The following is a 21,595-nucleotide window of genomic DNA, read 5'->3' as shown; positions in this document are numbered from 1 at the left end:
TGGATTTTTATCACGTGTTAAAAAGGACTATTTTTCGGTCACAAACTTGAGCGCATTCTCTAGCACGGTTAAATCAGCACCTTGTTTGTGGGCATTTTCACTTAAATGACGACGCCATTGTCTTGCCCCGGGAATACCTTGGAAAATTCCCAACATATGGCGGGTGATATGACCTAAATAAGTGCCTTGTGAGAGCTCTTTTTCAATATAAGGATACATGGCTTTTACGGCAGCGACGGCATTAGTAACAGGTAACTGATTATCAAAAAGCACGTGATCCACATGAGCCAATATTGATGGATTTTGATAAGCTTCGCGACCTACCATAACACCATCCATATATTTTAAGTGCTCCTGCGCCTCTTCTAGTGACTTAATTCCCCCATTAATTGCCATAGTGAGATGCGAGAAATCACGTTTTAATTGATAAACACGAGGATAATCTAAAGGAGGCACTTCGCGATTTTCTTTGGGGCTTAATCCCGATAACCAAGCTTTGCGAGCATGAATAATAAAGGTATCGCAGTTATTATCACGGCTGACGGTATCAATAAAATCACATAGAAATTGATAACTATCTTGGTTGTCGATGCCAATACGTGTTTTTACCGTCACAGGAATATCGACCACATCACGCATAGCTTTCACGCAATCTGCAACGAGTTGTGCTTCACCCATTAAACAAGCACCAAAGCGTCCATTTTGTACCCGATCAGAAGGGCAACCTACATTTAAATTAATTTCATCATATCCACGCTCTTGTGCCAATTTTGCACATTGCGCTAACGCTTGTGGATCACTGCCGCCAAGCTGTAATGAGATCGGGTGCTCTTCGTTGCTATATTTTAAATAATCACCTTTGCCATGAATAATGGCACCTGTTGTGACCATTTCAGTATACAGCAAAGTATTTTTGGTAAGCTGGCGAAAGAAATAACGGCAATGGCGATCAGTCCAATCGAGCATAGGTGCAACAGAGAAGCGGTTAAGTGGGTAATTCCCTTGAGTGCCCTGTGTTTGCTTGTTTTCTAGTGTTTTATCGGTTGGTGTATTTTCGTGCATTATAACCCATTTTAGTGTGTTTTCTCTTTATCAGGACACCAATGAGGACACCAGATTTTGGTGTTTTACTGAGAGTAAGAGAGGATTTATATCGAGATGGCTTACTATAGCATAACAAAATGTGATAGAGCAGGTGGTGTGATCTTTCCCTAAAATGAGGCCGATATAATTAGATTTTATGTACGAAGCTTAATTATTGATGAACTAATCTAGGTTTAATTATTAGAGGGTTGAACTTAATAAACAGAAACAGAGTACTGTGCTTAAGATATCAATAGATAAGTTATTAGATCGAAAAGGGCTCCTATAAGGAGCCCTTCGAAAATATCTCGCTAACGGGGTCTAAGACCAACCAGCTTCACACTGTACCGCGCTTTCAATCTAGTGACGTTTCCGTCGATGATTAGATTCTAGTCAATTCCCGATTGATGTCAAGTAGCTTGTTCTTCATCGGATGTATAGATATACTTTTTTATCATCAGAGTGGAATATCAATATGCCTGTAAAATCAATAATTAAGACGCTATCTAACTCTCGACTCTCTACTTACAAACAACCACACTTATGCGATGTAAGCGATGAACAAAGCTTAGGGTTATATGTGTGGAATAAACAGTTATCAGGTCTCTTTTATCCAGTACTTCAAGTATTAGAAGTCTCTTTGCGTAATGCTATCAATAATGCTTACATCGAATACCATGAGCAGCTAGTCGAAGCAAATTATCAACCACAAGATTGGGCTAAAGAGAAAGCCAAAATAGACCAGTTTTGGTTTAGTAATTCTTATACAAATCAAAATAATAGTAAGGGGTTTCAACAGATAGTTAAAGCTAAGAAGGATTTAGTTAGAGAGGGTAAAGCTATTACTCCTGATAATCTAATTGCGAAACTAACATTTGGTTTTTGGGTTCACTTAACAGACAAGAATCATCGTTCAAGCCAATCCCTTGCTAATCCTCCTATTATCGAGCTTTGGCCAAAGCTTAATAATTTTGTTTTTCCATATGCTAAGGGCTTAAATGGTACCTCTTTGAGTATTAACCATATTAGCTCAAATTTATTTGAAATAAATAGACTTAGAAATCGTATTGCGCACCATGAACCTATCTGGAAAGCAACAGATTTGTTTGATTCTGATGACAGCATAAATATGGTTATTTCACATTACGAACGATGCTTAAAAGTCATTCATTGGATTAACCCTAACAATTTAAAGTTATTATCTGTCATAGACAACGACAAATTGATGGGAATAGCTTGCACTCAACATACGCTATGGCGAAGTAAAATGTTAGCATCGGGACTTTATTCTGTTCCAGATATCATTAAATGGAAAGAAAGACATGAAATCAACACCAGACGCAAAGGTGAAGTCGTTAGTGTGACAGCAAATTATGCGATTATACGCTGTAAAAAGTCACATCAGATATTTTACACCAACCAATCAATGCAGAAGAGACGCAAAGCTTGGCCTTTAACGGTTGGTATTGATGTTACTTTCATTCCAAAACCTGCCTCAGCTCAAGGCAACCATCCCAATGCGACTCAAGTAAAACAATGAAAAAGATTTATATTGTGCACTCACAGGTCTGGATCTTTGATCCCATTCAAATGGAAGTGCATCCTGTCTAAGAAAAACTAAATTATTTAATGAGTATAAATACACAGTATATTATCTTAATAATTAAATTTATCTCAATGCTATTAAAAATGAAAATAGCCAATGCTCAAAAATCTACGTTATAAAACAAAAGTAAAAATAAAAAATAGAAAAGGAGCATTGGTTATGAATATTGAAAGGAAAATACTAGTCAAACTAAAAAATATACATTCACTTGATCAAAATAAAAAACTATTACGCTCTGGTTACCATAATCAATATAATACATTTTTATCTAATATTTCTTTTGTTCCAGTATTATCATCATCACAATTACCACCTAAAAATCATCTTTCTCTTACATCAAATCATTTAAATGATTACTATTATTTAAATTTACCCAATGATAACACATATACATTAGATGAAATTATTAAAATATTAAAACAACATCCTGATATAGAATATGTGCAAAAAATCCCCAAATTACCTGTACAGCCACCTAATATTACGCCGGATTTAACTCGCCATCAGCATTATTTAAAAACCCCCAAAATAAAATCAAATGAAATAACTGGGTTAGGTATTATAGACGCTTGGAATAAAAATGCTTATGGACAAGGTATACAGGTGGCCGATATTGAGTGGGATTTTGATTTATCACATCCCGATTTGTTAGCTAATAATATCACGCCACTTTTTCCTTTAACTGAAAAAACCGATCAAGCCGACCATGGTACGGCCGTGGCGGGGTTAATTATGGGGAAAAAAGACGGTAAAGGTATTACTGGGCTTGCCTATAAACTAGATATGTTTTATGCCATATCAGAATTAAGCAGTGGTCGTATTGAAGCAATTATTGCCAGTAAACAGAAATTACACGCGGGTGATATTGTTTTATATGAGATGCAGACAGTTTGTGAACATCATGCTTATGTTCCTGCTGATTATGAAATGCATATCTGGGAGGCAACTCGTGCATTAACAGAAGCGGGGATTATTGTGATCATGGCTGCCGGCAATGGGGGGGTTGATCTCGATTTACCTTTTTATGATAGCTATCGTCAACGTAGTGATAACCACTCTATACGTGTCGGTGCTGGCTCACCTTATACGCTAAATCGTTTACCTTTCTCAACGCATGGCTCCCCCATTCATGTGCAAGCATGGGGAGAAGATGTGACTACTGCCGGATATGGTGATCTTTTTCATGGTGACGGGAATAACAAATATACGGCTAATTTTAGTGGAACATCATCAGCCTGTGCATTAGTCGCGGGGGCGGCTGCGGTTATTCAATCTTGGTATAAAGATAAAACCAACACGGTATTAACGCCAATAGAGATGCGAGAGCTACTGATTAAAACAGGAACTTATCCATCATTAAATGAAAAGATAGGCCCTTTGCCTAATGTAAATAATGCCATCTTACATTTAAAAAATTTAATCCAATATAATTAATAGAAAGGATACCTTCTATGGCTTAAGACTATGGAAGGTATTTTTAGTATTTATCTTGCTGAAAATAATCTTTTTTAAGTCTGTTTTAGACTTGAAAATACCGCGATAGAATGATTTGTGATAAAAAATTTATTTAATCATAAATTAAAATAATTTATTAGTATTTATGCTTATTATTAATTATTTGATTATATTCTATTTTTTGTTTTTTATAACAAAGTCGAGAGTTATGATGAAAAGCTTAAAAATGAATAGTTTTTCATAAGAAATGTACCTTTTTGCTTTCAATTTTACCTTACTACGTTTATCATTTGCCCCTTGTACTATACATACGGCGTTGCTGGTTTTGGGCTTCTGTGGAGCATACTGCTCCGGCAGCTCACACAGTCTTTTCCGGCGGCGGTTCTATCTGCATTATTCTTCGGGATAGAGTATTACCTTAAATGACTGAGAAAACATCTCTGACACCACTAGTCGAATTAAAATCCTTAAGTAAAGGTTTCGACGGAAAACAAATCATTTCCCGCCTCGATCTGACTATCAACCATGGCGAGTTTTTAACCATACTCGGCCCTTCAGGCTGTGGTAAGACGACGGTATTACGTTTAATTGCGGGCTTAGAAGACGCGGATGATGGGCAAATTATCCTAGATGGACAGGATATTACCCATATTCCAGCAGAACAGCGTTTTGTAAATACCGTTTTCCAAAGTTATGCCCTGTTTCCCCATATGACCGTATTTGAAAATGTGGCTTTTGGTCTACGTATGCAGAAAACACCTGCTGCAGAGATCAATAGTCGCGTTATGGAAGCGTTACGTATGGTGCAACTAGAGGACTTTGCCCAACGTCGTCCTGCTCACCTTTCTGGTGGTCAACAGCAACGGGTTGCTATTGCACGGGCGGTGGTCAATAAGCCGAAGGTATTGTTGTTAGACGAATCATTGTCTGCTCTGGATTACAAATTACGTAAGCAGATGCAAAATGAGCTAAAAGCCTTACAACGAAAACTGGGGATCACCTTTATTTTCGTCACCCACGATCAGGAAGAAGCACTGACTATGTCAGATAGGATCGTGGTAATGAAAGAAGGGCGTATTGAGCAAGATGGCACGCCTCGAGAAATTTATGAAGAGCCAACTAACTTATTCGTTGCGCAATTTATAGGTGAAATCAATATCTTTGATGCACGTGTCCTACATCGTATTGATGAGACACGTATTAGAGCGGATGTTGAAGGGCACGAATGCGATATTTATACGCAATTACCTGTTACTCAAAATCAGCAACTGAAAGTGTTACTCAGACCAGAAGATCTGCGCGTTGAAGAGATACACGATCTTGAAAACCTTCCGGGACTTATCGGTTATGTTCGTGAACGTAACTATAAAGGCATGACGCTAGATTCTGTTGTTGAAATGGAAAATGGCAAGATGGTGATGGTGAGTGAATTCTTTAATGAAGATGATCCGGATGTTGATCACTCGTTAGACCAAAAGATAGCGGTAACTTGGGTTGAGAGCTGGGAGGTCGTGCTGGCTGATGAAGAAAACACGTAAACTATTTCAAAACATCGTTATTACTGGTGTTGTGGGTTGGTTAATGGTGTTCGTCTTCTTACCGAATATCATGATCATCGCCACCAGTTTTTTAACCCGTGATGATGCGAATTTAGTCGAGATGGTTTTTACACTCGATAACTATTATCGCTTATTTGATCCAATGTATGCAGAAGTATTACTGCACTCTATTAATATGGCATTGGTAGCGACCTTAGCTTGTTTAATATTAGGTTATCCTTTTGCTTTTTTTCTGGCAAAAATGCCTAAGAAAATACAACCATTACTGCTGTTTTTATTAATAGTTCCCTTTTGGACTAACTCACTTATTCGTATTTATGGGTTAAAGATTTTTCTCAGTACGAAAGGCTATTTTAATGAGTTTCTATTGTGGATAGGGCTTATCGATAAACCGCTAAGGATCATTTATACCCCAGAGGCGGTAGTATTAGGGTTGGTTTATATTTTATTACCTTTTATGGTTCTGCCACTCTATTCCAGCATTGAAAAACTGGATAAACCCTGTTTGGAAGCGGCTCGAGATCTCGGTGCGAATAAATTACAGACCTTTATTCGTATTATTATCCCATTAACTATGCCGGGGATCATCGCAGGTTGTTTATTGGTAATGTTACCTGCCATGGGCTTATTCTTTGTGGCGGACTTAATGGGGGGCGCGAAAAACCTACTTATTGGTAACGTAATAAAGAGCCAATTCTTAAATATTCGCGACTGGCCATTTGGGGCAGCTACCAGTATCTGTTTAACACTGGTGATGGGGTTAATGCTATTTGTGTATTACCGAGCCGTAAAACTACTGCATAAGAAGGTAGAAATAGAATGATAGGACGGTTATTGCGGGGTGGATTTATGTCCATCATTTACGCGTATCTTTATATCCCGATTATCATTCTGATAGTTAACTCTTTTAACTCATCACGTTTCGGGATCAACTGGAAAGGCTTTACCACTGACTGGTATACCATTTTATTAAATAATGACAGCCTGCTACAAGCTGCAGGGCATTCATTAACGATGGCAGTCACCTCAGCAACCTTTGCGACGTTGATTGGTTCATTGGCTGCGGTGGCGCTTTATCGTTATCGTTTTCGTGGTAAAAAGTTTGTTGGTGGTATGCTGTTTGTGGTGATGATGTCGCCAGATATTGTGATGGCGATTTCATTATTGGTTTTATTTATGCTATTAGGCATTTCCTTAGGGTTTTGGTCATTACTGGTGTCGCATATTACCTTTTGTCTGCCTTTTGTGGTGGTCACGGTCTATTCGCGACTCAGTGGTTTTGATGTCAAAATGCTTGAAGCCGCTAAGGATCTAGGGGCGGGTGAATTTACTATTTTACGTAAAATCATTATGCCATTAGCGATGCCGGCAGTAGCCTCGGGTTGGCTATTAAGCTTTACGTTATCGATGGATGACGTGGTTGTCTCTTCTTTTGTGACTGGACCAAGTTATGAAATTTTACCATTAAAAATTTACTCAATGGTAAAAGTAGGTGTTTCACCGGAAGTGAATGCACTGGCAACCATCCTTTTAGGGCTATCATTAGTATTAGTATTAATTAGTCAGTTGATCTTACGAGATAGAACTGGCAAAGCGTAATTTAAAAGTATTAGTGCGAGTTTCTCGCACTTTTTACGGTCTTGATGACCAAATCTGTTGGAGGTAGGCGTTACGCCTATTTGATATTAACGCATCAACCACTGAAGGAAGCCTAAATGAAAAAGTGGTCCTCTGTACTTGCTGCCAGTGTAATGGCATTAAGTATTGGTACAGCATCGGCTGATGATGGTAAGACAATCTATTTCTATAACTGGACGGAATATGTACCGCCAGGATTGCTGGAACAGTTTACAAAAGAGACTGGGATTAAGGTGATTTATTCCACCTACGAATCTAACGAAAGCATGTATACCAAATTAAAAACCTATAAAGACGGTGCTTATGATTTGGTGGTTCCTTCAACTTATTTTATTTCTAAAATGAGCCATGAGGGGATGCTACAGAAGATTGATAAATCGAAGCTCAGCAATTTTGATAATCTTGACCCAAGTTTATTACATAAATCATTCGATCCTCAAAATGACTACTCAATCCCTTATATTTGGGGAGCGACTGCGATAGGGATTAATAGTGATGAAGTTGATGTAAGTAGCATTACTTCATGGGCTGATTTATGGAAACCGGAATATAAAGATAGTTTACTGTTAACGGATGATGCACGTGAAGTATTCCAAATGGCTTTATTAAAATTAGGCTATTCAGGTAATACCACAGATCCAAAACAGATTGAAGAAGCCTATAAAGAGTTACAAAAGCTGATGCCTAATGTACTGGCTTTTAATTCGGATAATCCTGCCAATCCTTATATGCAAGGAGAAGTGAATCTAGGGATGATCTGGAATGGCTCTGCATTTATTGCGCGAGAAGCCGGTGCTCCTATTGAGTTGGTATGGCCAAAAGAGGGCGGTATCTTCTGGATGGACAGCTTAGCTATTCCTGCAAATGCAAAAAATGTTGAAGGTGCGCATAAGCTTATCGACTTCTTATTACGCCCCGAAGTTGCTGCAAAAGTGGCTGAAAATATCGGCTATCCAACACCTAATTTAGCGGCACAAAAATTATTGCCAAAAGCTATCACAAAAGATAGCTCACTTTATCCTAGTGAAGAGATTATTAGTAAAGGCGAATGGCAAAATGATGTGGGTGAAGCGACGGTTTTATACGAAAGCTATTACCAAAAACTGAAAGCGGGTCGTTAATTAAGTTTATCAGTACCAAAAAGCCACCGTTAAACGGTGGCTTCTTATATTTGTATAGAAAAAAGAGAACATTATCATTAAATCAACGATAAAATAGATGACAGTGTGTATTTGAACCGAAAGAATAATTAAGTTAAGGGCGATTAGTGCCATTTTTTATACAAGCCTCGGCAATCAGCAGGCTGTTTTTTTCTTGTATATTTCGTTGTTGCTCAATATTAATCATATAGTTACTTTGTAAGAAATAGCTGATATGAACATCAAACTTTTCAGTAATTAAATAAACAAACTCAATACTGATCCTATTTGTTCCTCGTTCATACCGTGAAAGTTGTTGCTGACTTATGCCTAACTCTTTGGCAAATAGTTTCCCCGAATATTTTAAATTTTTTCGCAAGTGACGTATTCGTTGTCCTATACGAAAATTAATCGTTTTGCTGCTATCAATCATTTCATCAGCCTTAAAAATTCAAATCATTATTGATAAGAAAAAGTGAGACTGGCTAATCCGTTTGCTTTACCCGGTTTTAGTGTCCCAGTCGTGATATAGCGAGTTGACAGGTTTAATATGTAGTTTTCGTTGTTAGAAGTTGTTATATGGAGTAAACGTTGGTTAGGTTGTCCTATAGCACTGATATCAGGGCCATACACCACGGGAGTTGGATTATCATTAAAGAAAAATTGAATACCAATACCAGAAGCATCAGAATCTGATGTCAGTGTGAGGATATCTGTATTATTAGAATAGGTAGACTGATCGGTCATGCTGGCATATAAATGCACATTACTATCGCATGTAACAGAGATGGGTTTAGCCTGACTTTTTGATGTTGAACCAATGGCTGCCATATCTCGCATTGAGATATCACCTAATTCATAGGTGAGATTTTTGGTATTTACGGTACAGCCTCGAGCTTTAATAGTAATAGTGACGGGGTTAATTGCTACGATAGAGGTATTATTGCCTTTATGGCCTCCACCATATTCAGACCATGTATTGGCGATAACTGTATATGGAATGTTATAAACGCCAGTCTCAAGATGTTTATCTGTCACCACAAAGACGACTTTGCCTTTCAGTGAAACGCGATCCACATTATGGTTAACGGTAGAGCCTACTGCAGGATAAATCACCGTTGCACCCGAACCGTTATCAACATCAATAGGTACGTAAGCAACACTATCATTGTTATCTTTTAAACCAAAAGCATAGCCGATACCTTTAACTCCGGGGAGTGAATAAACAGGATAACGATTTCTACCTTCGTAATAGTAGATCCCGCTAATTTTTGAACCAGTAGCATTAGCATAGAGGGTTTCAACCCAACATTTTTGCAAAAATTTCTTCTCACATTTGAAACCATTATGGACAGAGGTTTCACCTATCCAAGTTGACGTGATGGGCGTTCCTGCGGGAGTACCATCGGCGGCACCATCAAAATTCATAGGTGGAGGGGTTACCACTAATGGATCTGCAATAGCCCATGCCATTTGGCTCGGGATACAAAGAAGAGAAACCAGCAATGTGAAGAAAGAAAAAGAGCGTGTCATTATTGGTACTCCAGTAAAAAGGTTGCTGTTGCATTCGCCGATCCGGCTTGAACAGGAAGTTGAGTCGCTACATAGCGAGCATAAAATTGCAGGGTATTATCTTGGTTAGGCAATAAGGTATAAGACTGGCTTTTATCGTTAATATCGATGGAAGCTCCTGAGTTATCCATAATGGAAATGGCAACTCCCTTGGCACCCGTTGCATCAATGGCGAGTAAGGCGTTATCAATAGGATCCGCACGACCATTAAAACTGACCTTCACAGCACTGGCTTCAGGTTGGCAATCGACTAATTTAATACTAAAAGGGATAACAGGCGTACGTTGTTGCGTTATCGTCGTAGAAATAAAATCTTTTGTGGCGATTTGGCCTAATTTTACGGTAATACGTTTTGAGTTTGTCTCTACCGTACATGTGTTTCCTGTTACTCTGGCATTAATGTGTACCAATGTATCGTAAGCAGATCCCTTAGTGGTAAACAGTAATGACAACGCTACAATAAGCATTAATTTGTGCATTATTGGCACTCCTGTGTCATTTTCACAAAAGGTTCATCAAGTTGAGAGGCGGGTAATTGATAGTTCACTTGACAGTATTGAGAGGCATTATGCCCCCAGCGGATCTCTAATTTTCCTGAATCAGGGACACCCGATAAGTAGAGCAAGCCATCATCGCCAACAATACCGGACAGATGATTTTGTTTATCAGTTGCTATTGCCCCAAAAGGGAGTGGGCGACCTTGGTGTTGTAGCGTCAGTAATAAGCGATACCCTTTTTTAGCATCAAACTGAACTTTAATGACGGCGCCTTGTGTTGGGATCACTTGCTTAATGTTTTGCTCAATTTCAACATTATCGGGTAATGCGGTGGTGTCTAATGCCACTCGATTTTGTCGATAAGCGGTAGCATAGGGAATAACGGCAAACCCTCGCCAGTCAGTATAAACCCCTGTCGCATTATCAATCGGTACATCCGCAGTATTACGAGCATCTACTAAAATGGCATTAGCGCTTAAAGGTTGGCTTAAGGTTAATCCGCCACTATGGAGTAGCATACCTCCAGCGAGGCTATAGTTAATTTGTTGAGCATCTTGATGATAGTTATAGCTAGCATTTAAATTGCCATAGCGACTTTGATAACCCAACGCCGCACTACCTGTATAGTTTCCACCTTGATTGCTATAACCTTGTTGAACACTGTAATTAAGGGTATTGTCTTCCAATAATGTACCGGCAATACCCGCATTATGTGTCGAGTAACCGTTATTATTGTGGCTGTAATTATATGTGAGATAAGTGCTATTGATGGATTGATAACTTGTCGGCATTAGCAATTGTAATGGGATAGAAAGACCCACAGACAATGTTTGGTCACGCTGACCACTATTCATCATTCTGTTATAACTATAAATGACGTTATAAGAGAGCCCTTTAATATTGCCATTGTAGCCGGTTTGTACTAGGACATTTTTCTCATTAGTTCCCCAATAATTTTGCCAGTTGGTCATCATAAAAATAGAGCCATAATCCCCCAGTTGTTGTGATAAATTAATTTGTAGGCTCCCTTTCTTGCGATTATGCAAATTAAAATAACTCAACGGTTTTTTTTGATTATCTTCATACAGATAACCGGACATACGTGTATTTAATGTCTCATCTAATGTGTAAAAACCCGAAGTAGAGTAACGATAACCGAGCAATTGAAAGTTTGTGCCAAATTGGTTTAACGACTTGGCATAAAGAAAACGTAAAGAATAACCATCTGATGTTGAGTTATTTGGCAATTGGCTATGAGCAAAGGTGATATCGGTAGAGAAGGCACCTAGGGTACCCATATTTTTACCTGCTCCTAGGGCATAAGATTGGTAATCTTTTGTTGCTAATGCACCGCCATAGACAGTGGTGTCATAGGGTAAGCCATAAATAAGATGACCTTGTATAAAGCGAGGTTTTTTATTTTGGTTATTTTGGCGTATTTCACCGGCTTGGATGACAAACTGTTTTTGGCCTTCTCGCTGTAAAATAGGTACAGCAGAATAAGGCACAACATAGCTGTGTTTGCTACCATCATTTTCTTCAATGGTGACATAGAGGTCGCCACTATTTGACGTTGGATAGAGATCACGGATTTCAAAAGCACCCGGAGAAACAAAGGTTTGATAAATCACATAACCGTTTTGGCGGATCACCACTTTAGCATTGCCTTTAGCAATACCTCTGACTACAGGTGCAAATCCTCTTTGGCTATCAGGTAGCATAGTGTCGTCACTTTCTAATGAAATACCTCGGAAATTAACACTGTCAAAAAGTGTTGATGAGGTATAACTATCACCAATTTGTAATTGGCTTCTTAATGACACAATATTGCGTTGCAGATAGGTATTGATATGGTTCCATTGGTTTTTCCCGTTTGACGAATTCCAAGTGGAATAATCGCGTAATCGCCAAGCACCAATATTGATCCCACTACGTAGATTTAAGTAGTAGCTATTATTATGAGAATTTCCCCAGCTATTAGCGCCACTAAAGGTGTAGTTTAAAATACCTGCTGTTATACCGTTATCCCATTTTTCTGGTGGAATATAACCGCGTGCTTTCAAATCTAACGCGGCTTGAGGGACTTGAATATTTAAAGCTTGTTTCTCAATATCATAATTAACAACAGAATCTGGAATGATTTTTTCAATATCAATACATTCATTTGCCGAGAATTTCTCAAAATCAGCAAATAGTTTAATATTGATCCCGAGTGATTGATAATCATCTCGATTTAAACAAGGAATAACATGATTATCTTGACTAATAAAATGAATATTTTCACTACGCAGATACTCATGATTAAAAACAATATCAAGAAGATAATCACCGGGTTTAATGCGGTTGCCTGCTTCAAAATAACTTAAATCAGTGACGGCATCAGGAGAGTCAGCCAAAAATGCAGGATTAAATCGGTTTGCGCTATATGATGAAAAGGACAGCGTCAATGACAATGCAATGACACTTGGAAAGAGAAAATAAACGATATCTTTATTAGTATTCTTATTAACCATGGTTTTTGACCAACAGGGTTGAAAACGATGCTGTGATTAATGAACGATTTCTTTTTTTAAAACAGGAGTCTGTGCGCCATAATCATTAATGGTTTGGAATGAAATGGTATTAGCATTCTGATTAACTTTTCCTAATGTTAATTGTGAAAATGGGTTAATCATAATACTTGAAGGAAGTTGACTGTCGACTGCGGCTAAATTGACCATAGTAATATGATAAGGTGTTGGATTATGGGCAATTAACTCCCCATTTTTATAGGAAAAAGTCACTTCATTGGCATATTTTTCAGTATAAGCGGATAACCCACTAGGGCGGTAGAAAAGCTTTATCCGACTCTGGATGGCAATTTGTAGTGTATTTTCATTGGCAAGCTTTTCATCTAAAGAAGGAATAGCTTTGACATTCATCCAAAATAAACTTTCGCGATCTGCAGGTAAAGGTTCACCTGTATACATAATTCTTAAAGCATTCTCTTTATTAGCGTCAAGAATATATAAAGGAGGGGTAACAATAAAATCATTATTTTTATTACCTTGATTATCAGATACCCATGATTGAATTAGAAAACTATTCTCTTTATCTGAATTAGTCACAACAAGATTAGTTTGTTTAATATTAGAATTATAAATAATACGCGTAGCACCTAATGAAACACCATTAGAATAAGCAATAAGTGGGAATAAAAAAATAATAAAAGCAAATATCTTTTTCATAATAAATATTTATTAGCTAATGAATATGGAGTAATAATACTTTTGATAAAAATAGGCCGTCCTTGGCGATAAGACATCAATCAAAAGTGATGAAGTGATTAAGAGTAAGTCACCATAAAGTTAGTTGTAACGTTTGCGCTACCTGCCTTCACTGTATCATCAGTGGAAATAAGAGAAGCGTTATAATTTAATTGGTTTTCACCTTCGATTAATTTTTGAGTTGAAGAAGGTTGTCCTGGAACAACATTTTTGCTGCTTGAATCGGTAATTTTTAACGCTACATTGGTTGCTGCGCCACTGCCTTGTAATGCGAATGCAGTTGCATCACCATCAGAAGCTGTACCGTTAAAGGTAATTGCTGCTAATGATGAAACAGTAATATCGCAGTTATTTAATTTAATGCTAAAAGGAATACGTCCTGTTTCATCACCTTTTTTAGTAAATTCAGCGACACGGAATTGACCCAAACGAACAGTTTGGTTACTTGAACTACTATCAACACCACAAGCAGCATTAACGACAGAACCTTCAAAGTTAATAGTACCACCATTAACTGTAACTTCTGTTGGTGCTGGTGTACCAGTATCTTCTGCTAGGGCAGGTGTAGCAATTATGGCCATTGCTGAAGTAATAATTGCAGATAATAATAACTTTTTCATTAAATGTTCCTATATTTTCAATATATATTTAATACTTAGCTTAATAAAATAAGCTAATATTTAATTCTGTTTTTATTATTAATAATAAAAAACAAGGATTAAATTATTTTTGGAAAATGCCAAATAAGACTATTTTATTTATTAAAATAAAAGCGAGCGATAGCAATCTTCGTGAAAACGAATAAATTGCCATATATTCACTTAAGTCAAATTTACAAAAATTATAAATGTGGTAAAAAAAATAGAGAAATCGTTTTAAACGATCGTTTTTTGCTGGTTTTATAGATAAATTCTATTAATATCTGCTCAACTATCGGTAATATTTAATTGTTAAAAAATAGAAAAATATATTACTTTGTCTAATGTTTTGTGAGCGATTTTTTATCTGATTGATATTGCTTGATTTTTTATTTGATTTTATTACATCCATCTCATCATTTATCTGATATATCGTAAAAAGATAGCGTACTTATACTTATAAGATGATGTTTCATAAAATGTATTTTATGGATAGTTTTTTTATAAAATGAAACGAAAAATGGCTTTTTGTTAAGCAAAAAAGCACGCTGAAAGGGGGCATTTAAGTAAATTTTAAAATGAAAATTTATTATTTGTAAATAAAATAGAAATATTGTTTATTCATTTTTATTGGAAATTACAAAGCGTATTTTTATCGTATAAAAATAAAAGATACTTTTATTACTCGTATTGGGAGTAAATCAATATATTTAATTTGCTATATTAATTGTAACAAAATGTTTCATTTTAGCGTGTGCTTCTTCTATAGGGAGTGAGTAATTCAAGCAATTACCTCGATTCTGTTTTACTATCGGCTATATAGAGAAAAACTTAAATCTGAAGGTATAAACATGATTTCCAGTACATCAAAAGGAACACTCTATGGCATTGTGGCGATATTCCTTTGGAGTACCATTGTTGGGTTAATTCGCAATATCAGTGAGTATTTTGGTGCGGTAGGGGGTGCTGCGCTGATTTACACAACGGGAACGCTATTTTTGATTTTGATCTTAGGGGTGCCTAAGTTATCTCTTTTTCCTAAGCGTTACCTTGCTTGGGGGGCACTTTTATTTGTTAGCTATGAAATCTGTTTATCGTTGGCGCTAGGATTTGCTAGTGATAGAGCACAAGCTATAGAGCTTGGCATGGTTAACTATTTATGGCCCAGCTTTACACTGGCATTAGCGGTATTCTTAAATAAACAGCGATTCTCTATCCTATTGATTGTGGGTTTATTATGCTCATTCAGTGGGCTTGTTTGGGTTGTTAGTGGTGATAATCCACTGACAATAGAAAGCTTATGGAATAATATTTGTCGTAACCCTCTCAGTTATATTTTGGCGTTTATCGGCGCCGTGTTATGGGCATTTTATAGTAATGTGACTCGTCTTATTTCGGGGGGACACAATGGTATTGTGCCTTTCTTTTTCTTAACGGCATTGGCACTTTGGGGGCAATATATTTTTTCTGCTCCAATCGAGTGGGTGGTTAATGTAAAAAGTATCTCACTATTACTTATTACTGGAGCTGCGATAGGGTTAGCTAATGCGGCGTGGACGGCAGGAATGATCAGCGGTAATGTGACATTATTAGCGACGCTTTCTTATTTTACTCCGGTAATTTCTACGGCTTTTTCATCCCTACTACTCTCTACAGCACTCTCTTTTTCATTTTGGCAAGGCGTTATGATGGTGACAGGCGGCTCTTTAATTTGTTGGTTAGCGACTCGTCAAAAAATGACAAAAATGCCAAAAACGAGCAAATCGAATGTAAAACAGGGTTCTTAAGTCAAATTTTCGTGCCAATTGGGGGTATTTGAATAAATACTCTCGATTTTAAAAAAGTCTCATTGGTATAAGTTGAAATTTTTTCACTATGCGACAAGGCTAATATCCGCTTATCTATATTACTTATAAGTTAAAAGATCTAACTTCTATTTAGATGCTACCTATATGATAAGAACAAAGGGATTGCTATGAAACTTGAGACACTTTCTGTTCACGCTGGTTATTCACCTGATCCAACCACCAAAGCTGTTGCGGTGCCTATTTACCAAACCACCTCTTATGCATTTGATGATACACAACATGGTGCTGATCTATTTGACTTAAAAGTACCTGGCAATATCTACACGCGTATCATGAACCCAACCAATGATGTATTGGAACAACGCGTTGCCGCCTTAGAAGGGGGGATTGCGGCAGTTGCTGTGGCATCGGGTATGGCCGCGATTACTTATGCTATCCAGACCATTGCACAAGTGGGCGATAACATTGTGTCGGTTGCGAAACTCTATGGTGGTACATATAACTTAATGGCACATACTTTTCCCCGTATCGGTATCGAAGCGCGTTTTGCCCCCCATGATGATCTGCTGGCACTTGAAGCGTTAATTGATGAGAAAACCAAAGCGGTATTTTGTGAATCTATCACTAATCCAAGTGGTAATATTGTTGATATTCAAGCTCTCGCCACTGTGGCTCATCGTCATGGTGTCCCTTTAATTGTTGATAATACGGTAGCAACGCCTTACCTATGTCGCCCTTTTGAGCATGGTGCTGATATTATTATTCACTCACTCACTAAATATATTGGTGGTCATGGTAACTCTATTGGTGGGATCGTCGTTGATTCAGGTAAATTTCCTTGGGCTGAACATAAAGATCGTTTTGAAATTCTCAATACACCTGATGTCTCTTATCATGGGGTTAATTATGTTGAGCATTTTGGTGCGGCTGCTTATATTGCGCGATGCCGTGTTGCTCCATTGCGTGGAACAGGAGCCGCCCTTTCGCCATTTAACGCCTTCTTAATTCTTCAAGGTCTAGAAACATTAGCGTTACGTATGGAGCGTCATACTGAAAATGCGCAAAAAGTTGCTGAATATTTGCAAAATCATCCTCAAGTTGTCTGGGTTAAATATGCAGGTTTAACCAGCCACCCAGAGCATGATTTAGCAGTACGTTATATGTCAGGTAAACCTGCTGGTATTCTCTCTTTTGGTATCAAAGGTGGTGCTGAAGCGGGTGCGAAATTTATCGATGCATTGAAATTGATTGTACGTCTTGTCAATATTGGTGATGCTAAATCCTTGGCTTGTCATCCTGCATCAACCACTCATCGCCAACTCAATGATGAAGAGCTAGAACGCGCGGGGGTTTCTCGTGATTTAATTCGACTTTCAATTGGTATTGAACATATAGACGATATTATCGCTGATCTAGAACAAGCATTAAACGCCAGTTTTTAACCGTTATTAATAATAGTTAATTAATAACGATTAAGTAATAGTAATTTAATTAATAATAGAAAGGCCTTCTTTAAATTTAAAGAGGGCTTTTTATTTTAAAACAAACAATTAATCGCTCTTTTAAAGGAGTGTTTAATTTATTCTCTATGAGAGAAAGTGTGTTTTATTGCGTTACCACATTATTGAAATATCTTAATGACTATTTATCCTTATTTTTAATTGATAATTATCAAGTTCTCTTTTTTTTTGTTAATTAAATATTTTATTGAGATCAAAACTATAAAATAATTTTATTATTTAAAATTAAATTTGGTTTTAAATAAAGTAATGTGAAGTTGACAACATTATTGGCATATAATAAGGCTCACTCTAATAGTGCTTGATTTTGATCAATAAGGAACATACCGACTGGTCGGTATTATCCTACGCATGAATACAACCGCACATCACCGAAAAAAAGATCCTATCCGCGTCCAAGAGCAGTTATTAGAAGCGGCAAGTATTATTGTGGCGAATGAAGGAATTGCTTCTTTATCTTTAAATGCCGTAGCCAAAGAAGCGGGTGTCAGTAAAGGCGGATTATTGCACCATTTTCCTGGGAAGATAGAACTGATACAGGCGGTATTCAAACGCTTACTCGGTATTATGGATAAACGAATTGCGTTAATCATGGCCAACGATCCGATAGAAGCAGGGCGCTTTTCTCGCGCTTACTTAACCTATATTTCTGATCTTAAACAGTCAGATGAAAGTCGCCAATTGGCAATACTTTCTTTAGCTATGCCTAACGAGCCAATAATGCGTCAATGTTGGCGTGATTGGATGTTAGGCCATTTAGCCAAAGGCGATAAACTTGATAATAGCTACTTAGGTACGTTAATTCGTTATGCTGCCGATGGCCTTTGGTTATCAGAACTTACAGAAGGCCCTACGATTTCACAACAAGAGCGTAGTGCATTAGTTGAAAGATTATTAAAAATGACATTTGAATATATGGCCGACACAGCAAATCAGTCATGTTAATTAGGATGAATGAGGGCACAATGAAATACAGAATAAATGCCTCAATTTATTACGACGCAACGGATGGCGCGATATCGTTAGAAAAAGGTGACGTTGATACACATCTGTCTATTACCGCTAATGCGTTACTCTTTTATTTTATTCAAAATCCCGGTGTAGTAAATCGTGATGAAGTATTAAAACGCGTGTGGGATGACAATGGGCTAGTTTCTTCAAATAGTAATTTAAACCAATATTTAAGTTTATTACGTAAAACATTTCGTCATTATGGTATTGAAAATATTATTGTCACTATCGCCAAAGGGCGACTAGAGTTTAATCCTGATATCTCTGTTGAATTAATTGATGACTCAACACTGTTACCTGTTACGCAAACAAATGATCACGAAGGTGAAACAAATCAAAGTCATACCGCATCACTAATTGAGACATCGTTATCATCGGAGCCTGATAATCTAGACAGTGAATTAGAAAAAGAGCCTCAATTATCGGTAACATCGCCACAAAAACCAGAAATTTGTTGGTATTTAGCCAGTATTGGTTTTTTATTTGGCGCCATATTTCTTGTGGTGATCATCTTTTTAAATCAGCATCAATCAAAGCCTATCACATTGACACCTCTCACCCATAATGATTGTGAATTACTCTCTAACGAGGCCATGATTAACTCCTCTGTCAGTGATAATTATATTCGCAATTTTGACGCTGTAAGAAAGAAACTTAATTTACAGTGTGTGAAAGGAGAGCGCTTTGTTTTTTTCTATGGTGATAAATTACAAACTAATGGCTTAGGGCGTGTCTTTTTAGCGCATTGCGCTAAGAACGAAGATAATCCATTTAGCTATTGCGATAATTACTTTTACTATTCTTGGAAATACTAATGAAAATCTCAGGGAAACTTTTATGTTTTTTATCGGCCCTGATTTTTATCTTGGTCGCCACTTATGCAGCAACAAGATTATTAACTATCAAAAATGAAGGTATGATGGTTTGTTCAACAAAGGGCATTATGCGCTTTGAAAATATGGAAGATGAGAATGTGAATGGCAATATTCATTTCTCTTTTGGCGCTAATGGTAAAGGCTCTATTGTGGTTGAGGGGTATACTACCTCTAAAGCGGGTTGGCTCTATTTACAACGTTATGTGAAATTTGATTACACCACAAAGCGGGTTTCCCCCACCGAGCGTCACTATTTTGTCAGTCAATGGGAGTCTAGTGCCTCCTCGATTGATGAGTCTCCCGATGTTATTTTTGATTATTTCATGCGTGAAATGTCAGATAGTCATGATGGATTATTTATTAACGCACAAAAGCTAAATGAAAAAACGTTATTACTCAGTTCGCTCAATTCCCCACTCTATATTTGTACCTTAAAACCCGGCAGTAAATTCGATTAAAAATCCACATTACTTTCTCGCTCAATAAATATTGGGCGAGCGTTGCGACGTATTCTTGCGAATACCTCCTGTCTCATATTGCCCCCCATCGACGGAAACATTGATTATTTATGCCTGCTAAGGACACCGCATGATGAGTTCGGCTTAAGACATAAAGAGCTAATCTAGAAATAGCACTTTTTGTATATAGACTAGATTTAGTTTTTTCTCATCCTTGAGCTGGCATTGAAATATTAGTGATACCCCGCACATCTTTCCCGCTGATTTGTACTGCCTTTTTGCACCTTTTCAACATCCTTCTAACAAACTTAAATTGTCTTTTTTTTCATCTTCTTTGTGTATTTTTTTATAAATTTAAACAGATAAAAAAAGGCAATTAACAGCATAGATAAATAAAAATAAGGCTAAATAAGCATAAATATCAGAATATAAAACTATATATTTATCTTTTATGGATTTATATGTTGTTTTTATTTTTAGCCGTTATAGTGAATTTGAAACCAAGGTCTGCGTTTAAAAAATCACCACGCAGACATGATGGGTAACTGTAAACCGTTAAACGGCTTCCTGGAGGAAATAAAAATGGGTGATGCATTAGGTCTGATTGAAACTAAAGGGTTAGTGGCATGTATCGAAGCCGCTGATGCGATGTGCAAAGCCGCCAATGTTGAATTGATTGGTTATGAAAACGTTGGTTCAGGTCTCGTGACTGCGATGGTGAAAGGCGACGTAGGGGCAGTGAAAGCTGCGGTAGATTCAGGTGTGGAATCAGCGCAACGGGTGGGTGAAGTCGTCACATCACTTGTGATTGCTCGTCCTCACAATGACATCAACAAAATTGTTATCAAACACAAGGCATAGTCTTTGCCTTAGGAGAACGTATGGGTGATGCATTAGGACTTATTGAAACTCAAGGGCTAGTGGCATGTATTGAAGCCGCTGATGCGATGTGCAAAGCCGCCAATGTTGAATTGATTGGTTATGAAAATGTTGGCTCAGGTTTAGTCACTGCAATGGTAAAAGGCGATGTGGGTGCCGTTAAAGCCGCTGTAGATTCTGGCTTAGAAGCGGCTCAACGTGTAGGTACGGTGGTCACTTCATTAGTCATCGCTCGTCCACATAACGATATTCAAAAAATCGTTGCCCAGTACAAAGTGACTGAATAACGAAGGAAATAAATATGAAAGAAGCACTCGGTCTAGTGGAAACCAAAGGTCTAGTCGCTTGCATTGAAGCTGCTGACGCAATGTGTAAAGCAGCCAATGTGGAACTGATTGGTTATGAAAACGTCGGTTCAGGTTTAGTGACAGCCATGGTGAAAGGCGATGTCGGTGCAGTTAATGCAGCGGTTGAGTCTGGTGTTGAGGCGGCAAAACGTATCGGCACAGTAGTGACTTCTCGTGTTATTGCAAGACCACATAACGATATCGAGAAGATTGCAGAGCAACATAAAGCCTGATTATTCAGGTG

The 21,595-nt window shown here is 37.6% G+C and carries 21 protein-coding genes; 14 read left to right on the top strand and 7 right to left on the bottom strand.

What is annotated here, in order from left to right; genetic code table 11:
* Positions 1-27: 27 nt before the first annotated feature.
* The gene (dusA, locus tag GWI58_RS05045; protein WP_004245894.1) at positions 28-1,062 is read right to left on the bottom strand and encodes a tRNA dihydrouridine(20/20a) synthase DusA; all 1,035 of its coding nucleotides are present in this window, start codon (positions 1,060-1,062) and stop codon (positions 28-30) included.
* A gap of 496 nt (positions 1,063-1,558) precedes the next feature.
* Here dusA and GWI58_RS05040 point away from each other — a divergent pair, with 496 nt between their 5' ends.
* The 6 genes from GWI58_RS05040 to potD all read left to right on the top strand — a co-directional run bounded on the left by GWI58_RS05040 (position 1,559) and on the right by potD (position 8,462).
* Positions 1,559-2,623 carry an Abi family protein gene (locus GWI58_RS05040; protein ID WP_094959368.1) on the top strand — a complete coding sequence of 355 codons (1,065 nt, stop codon included), beginning with the start codon at positions 1,559-1,561 and terminating at the stop codon, positions 2,621-2,623.
* 225 nt (positions 2,624-2,848) lie between these two features.
* On the top strand, positions 2,849-4,123 hold the full coding sequence (locus tag GWI58_RS05035) for a S8 family peptidase (protein WP_237611667.1): 1,275 nt from the start codon (positions 2,849-2,851) through the stop codon (positions 4,121-4,123).
* Positions 4,124-4,566: 443 nt separating this feature from the next.
* Positions 4,567-5,682, top strand: a complete 1,116-nt coding sequence (potA, locus tag GWI58_RS05030; protein WP_004245891.1) for a spermidine/putrescine ABC transporter ATP-binding protein PotA — start codon at positions 4,567-4,569, stop codon at positions 5,680-5,682.
* Positions 5,666-6,526 carry a spermidine/putrescine ABC transporter permease PotB gene (potB, locus tag GWI58_RS05025; RefSeq protein ID WP_004250112.1) on the top strand — a complete coding sequence of 287 codons (861 nt, stop codon included), beginning with the start codon at positions 5,666-5,668 and terminating at the stop codon, positions 6,524-6,526. The genes potA and potB overlap by 17 nt, the downstream gene beginning before the upstream one ends.
* A complete protein-coding gene (gene potC, locus GWI58_RS05020) occupies positions 6,523-7,302 on the top strand; it encodes a spermidine/putrescine ABC transporter permease PotC (RefSeq protein ID WP_004245888.1) in 780 nt (259 codons plus the stop codon). Before potB ends, potC begins: the two co-directional genes overlap by 4 nt.
* A 116-nt stretch (positions 7,303-7,418) precedes the next feature.
* Entirely contained in the window at positions 7,419-8,462 is a 1,044-nt protein-coding gene (gene potD, locus GWI58_RS05015) for a spermidine/putrescine ABC transporter substrate-binding protein PotD (protein WP_004245887.1), read from the top strand.
* A 133-nt stretch (positions 8,463-8,595) separates the two neighbouring features.
* On the opposite strand, the gene GWI58_RS05010 is transcribed toward potD, so the two are convergent.
* The 6 genes from GWI58_RS05010 to GWI58_RS04985 all read right to left on the bottom strand — a co-directional run bounded on the left by GWI58_RS05010 (position 8,596) and on the right by GWI58_RS04985 (position 14,435).
* Entirely contained in the window at positions 8,596-8,913 is a 318-nt protein-coding gene (locus GWI58_RS05010; protein WP_004245886.1) for a helix-turn-helix domain-containing protein, read from the bottom strand.
* 26 nt (positions 8,914-8,939) lie between these two features.
* Positions 8,940-10,013, bottom strand: coding sequence for a fimbrial protein (locus tag GWI58_RS05005; RefSeq protein ID WP_161768961.1), 1,074 nt, complete (start codon positions 10,011-10,013; stop codon positions 8,940-8,942).
* On the bottom strand, positions 10,013-10,531 hold the full coding sequence (locus GWI58_RS05000) for a fimbrial protein (protein ID WP_004245882.1): 519 nt from the start codon (positions 10,529-10,531) through the stop codon (positions 10,013-10,015). The genes GWI58_RS05005 and GWI58_RS05000 overlap by 1 nt, the downstream gene beginning before the upstream one ends.
* Positions 10,531-13,062: a fimbria/pilus outer membrane usher protein gene (locus GWI58_RS04995; RefSeq protein ID WP_094959365.1), complete on the bottom strand. Its 2,532-nt coding sequence runs from the start codon at positions 13,060-13,062 to the stop codon at positions 10,531-10,533. The genes GWI58_RS05000 and GWI58_RS04995 overlap by 1 nt, the downstream gene beginning before the upstream one ends.
* Positions 13,063-13,098: 36 nt before the next feature.
* On the bottom strand, positions 13,099-13,776 hold the full coding sequence (locus tag GWI58_RS04990; RefSeq protein ID WP_094959364.1) for a fimbrial biogenesis chaperone: 678 nt from the start codon (positions 13,774-13,776) through the stop codon (positions 13,099-13,101).
* A gap of 98 nt (positions 13,777-13,874) precedes the next feature.
* A complete protein-coding gene (locus GWI58_RS04985) occupies positions 13,875-14,435 on the bottom strand; it encodes a fimbrial protein (RefSeq protein WP_004245878.1) in 561 nt (186 codons plus the stop codon).
* An 869-nt stretch (positions 14,436-15,304) separates the two neighbouring features.
* Here GWI58_RS04985 and yddG point away from each other — a divergent pair.
* The 8 genes from yddG to GWI58_RS04945 all read left to right on the top strand — a co-directional run bounded on the left by yddG (position 15,305) and on the right by GWI58_RS04945 (position 21,584).
* Positions 15,305-16,240 carry an aromatic amino acid DMT transporter YddG gene (yddG, locus tag GWI58_RS04980; RefSeq protein WP_004245877.1) on the top strand — a complete coding sequence of 312 codons (936 nt, stop codon included), beginning with the start codon at positions 15,305-15,307 and terminating at the stop codon, positions 16,238-16,240.
* Between the two features lie 188 nt (positions 16,241-16,428).
* A complete protein-coding gene (locus GWI58_RS04975; protein ID WP_004250120.1) occupies positions 16,429-17,703 on the top strand; it encodes a bifunctional O-acetylhomoserine aminocarboxypropyltransferase/cysteine synthase in 1,275 nt (424 codons plus the stop codon).
* Positions 17,704-18,132: 429 nt separating this feature from the next.
* Entirely contained in the window at positions 18,133-18,726 is a 594-nt protein-coding gene (locus GWI58_RS04970; RefSeq protein WP_004245875.1) for a TetR/AcrR family transcriptional regulator, read from the top strand.
* Between the two features lie 20 nt (positions 18,727-18,746).
* Complete coding sequence (locus GWI58_RS04965) at positions 18,747-19,607, top strand: transcriptional regulator (protein ID WP_094959363.1); 861 nt, start codon at positions 18,747-18,749, stop codon at positions 19,605-19,607.
* The gene (locus GWI58_RS04960) at positions 19,607-20,125 is read left to right on the top strand and encodes a FidL-like protein (protein WP_004245872.1); all 519 of its coding nucleotides are present in this window, start codon (positions 19,607-19,609) and stop codon (positions 20,123-20,125) included. The genes GWI58_RS04965 and GWI58_RS04960 overlap by 1 nt, the downstream gene beginning before the upstream one ends.
* A 582-nt stretch (positions 20,126-20,707) precedes the next feature.
* A complete protein-coding gene (locus GWI58_RS04955; RefSeq protein ID WP_004249182.1) occupies positions 20,708-20,986 on the top strand; it encodes a BMC domain-containing protein in 279 nt (92 codons plus the stop codon).
* Between the two features lie 20 nt (positions 20,987-21,006).
* Positions 21,007-21,291 (top strand): BMC domain-containing protein, encoded by a 285-nt coding sequence (locus GWI58_RS04950; protein ID WP_004245870.1) that lies wholly within the window; start codon positions 21,007-21,009, stop codon positions 21,289-21,291.
* A 14-nt stretch (positions 21,292-21,305) separates the two neighbouring features.
* Positions 21,306-21,584 carry a BMC domain-containing protein gene (locus GWI58_RS04945; protein WP_004245869.1) on the top strand — a complete coding sequence of 93 codons (279 nt, stop codon included), beginning with the start codon at positions 21,306-21,308 and terminating at the stop codon, positions 21,582-21,584.
* Positions 21,585-21,595: the final 11 nt, after the last annotated feature.

The sequence above is a fragment of the Proteus sp. G2674 genome, assembly GCF_009915195.1.
Classification (GTDB): domain Bacteria; phylum Pseudomonadota; class Gammaproteobacteria; order Enterobacterales; family Enterobacteriaceae; genus Proteus; species Proteus mirabilis.
This window is presented reverse-complemented; position numbering and strand designations above follow the sequence as displayed.

Coding starts and splice junctions, on each gene's coding strand:
- dusA (WP_004245894.1), bottom strand. CDS start 1,062: ATGCACGAAAATACACCAACCGATAAAACACTAGAAAACAAGCAAACA.
- GWI58_RS05040 (WP_094959368.1), top strand. CDS start 1,559: ATGCCTGTAAAATCAATAATTAAGACGCTATCTAACTCTCGACTCTCT.
- GWI58_RS05035 (WP_237611667.1), top strand. CDS start 2,849: ATGAATATTGAAAGGAAAATACTAGTCAAACTAAAAAATATACATTCA.
- potA (WP_004245891.1), top strand. CDS start 4,567: ATGACTGAGAAAACATCTCTGACACCACTAGTCGAATTAAAATCCTTA.
- potB (WP_004250112.1), top strand. CDS start 5,666: ATGAAGAAAACACGTAAACTATTTCAAAACATCGTTATTACTGGTGTT.
- potC (WP_004245888.1), top strand. CDS start 6,523: ATGATAGGACGGTTATTGCGGGGTGGATTTATGTCCATCATTTACGCG.
- potD (WP_004245887.1), top strand. CDS start 7,419: ATGAAAAAGTGGTCCTCTGTACTTGCTGCCAGTGTAATGGCATTAAGT.
- GWI58_RS05010 (WP_004245886.1), bottom strand. CDS start 8,913: ATGATTGATAGCAGCAAAACGATTAATTTTCGTATAGGACAACGAATA.
- GWI58_RS05005 (WP_161768961.1), bottom strand. CDS start 10,013: ATGACACGCTCTTTTTCTTTCTTCACATTGCTGGTTTCTCTTCTTTGT.
- GWI58_RS05000 (WP_004245882.1), bottom strand. CDS start 10,531: ATGCACAAATTAATGCTTATTGTAGCGTTGTCATTACTGTTTACCACT.
- GWI58_RS04995 (WP_094959365.1), bottom strand. CDS start 13,062: ATGGTTAATAAGAATACTAATAAAGATATCGTTTATTTTCTCTTTCCA.
- GWI58_RS04990 (WP_094959364.1), bottom strand. CDS start 13,776: ATGAAAAAGATATTTGCTTTTATTATTTTTTTATTCCCACTTATTGCT.
- GWI58_RS04985 (WP_004245878.1), bottom strand. CDS start 14,435: ATGAAAAAGTTATTATTATCTGCAATTATTACTTCAGCAATGGCCATA.
- yddG (WP_004245877.1), top strand. CDS start 15,305: ATGATTTCCAGTACATCAAAAGGAACACTCTATGGCATTGTGGCGATA.
- GWI58_RS04975 (WP_004250120.1), top strand. CDS start 16,429: ATGAAACTTGAGACACTTTCTGTTCACGCTGGTTATTCACCTGATCCA.
- GWI58_RS04970 (WP_004245875.1), top strand. CDS start 18,133: ATGAATACAACCGCACATCACCGAAAAAAAGATCCTATCCGCGTCCAA.
- GWI58_RS04965 (WP_094959363.1), top strand. CDS start 18,747: ATGAAATACAGAATAAATGCCTCAATTTATTACGACGCAACGGATGGC.
- GWI58_RS04960 (WP_004245872.1), top strand. CDS start 19,607: ATGAAAATCTCAGGGAAACTTTTATGTTTTTTATCGGCCCTGATTTTT.
- GWI58_RS04955 (WP_004249182.1), top strand. CDS start 20,708: ATGGGTGATGCATTAGGTCTGATTGAAACTAAAGGGTTAGTGGCATGT.
- GWI58_RS04950 (WP_004245870.1), top strand. CDS start 21,007: ATGGGTGATGCATTAGGACTTATTGAAACTCAAGGGCTAGTGGCATGT.
- GWI58_RS04945 (WP_004245869.1), top strand. CDS start 21,306: ATGAAAGAAGCACTCGGTCTAGTGGAAACCAAAGGTCTAGTCGCTTGC.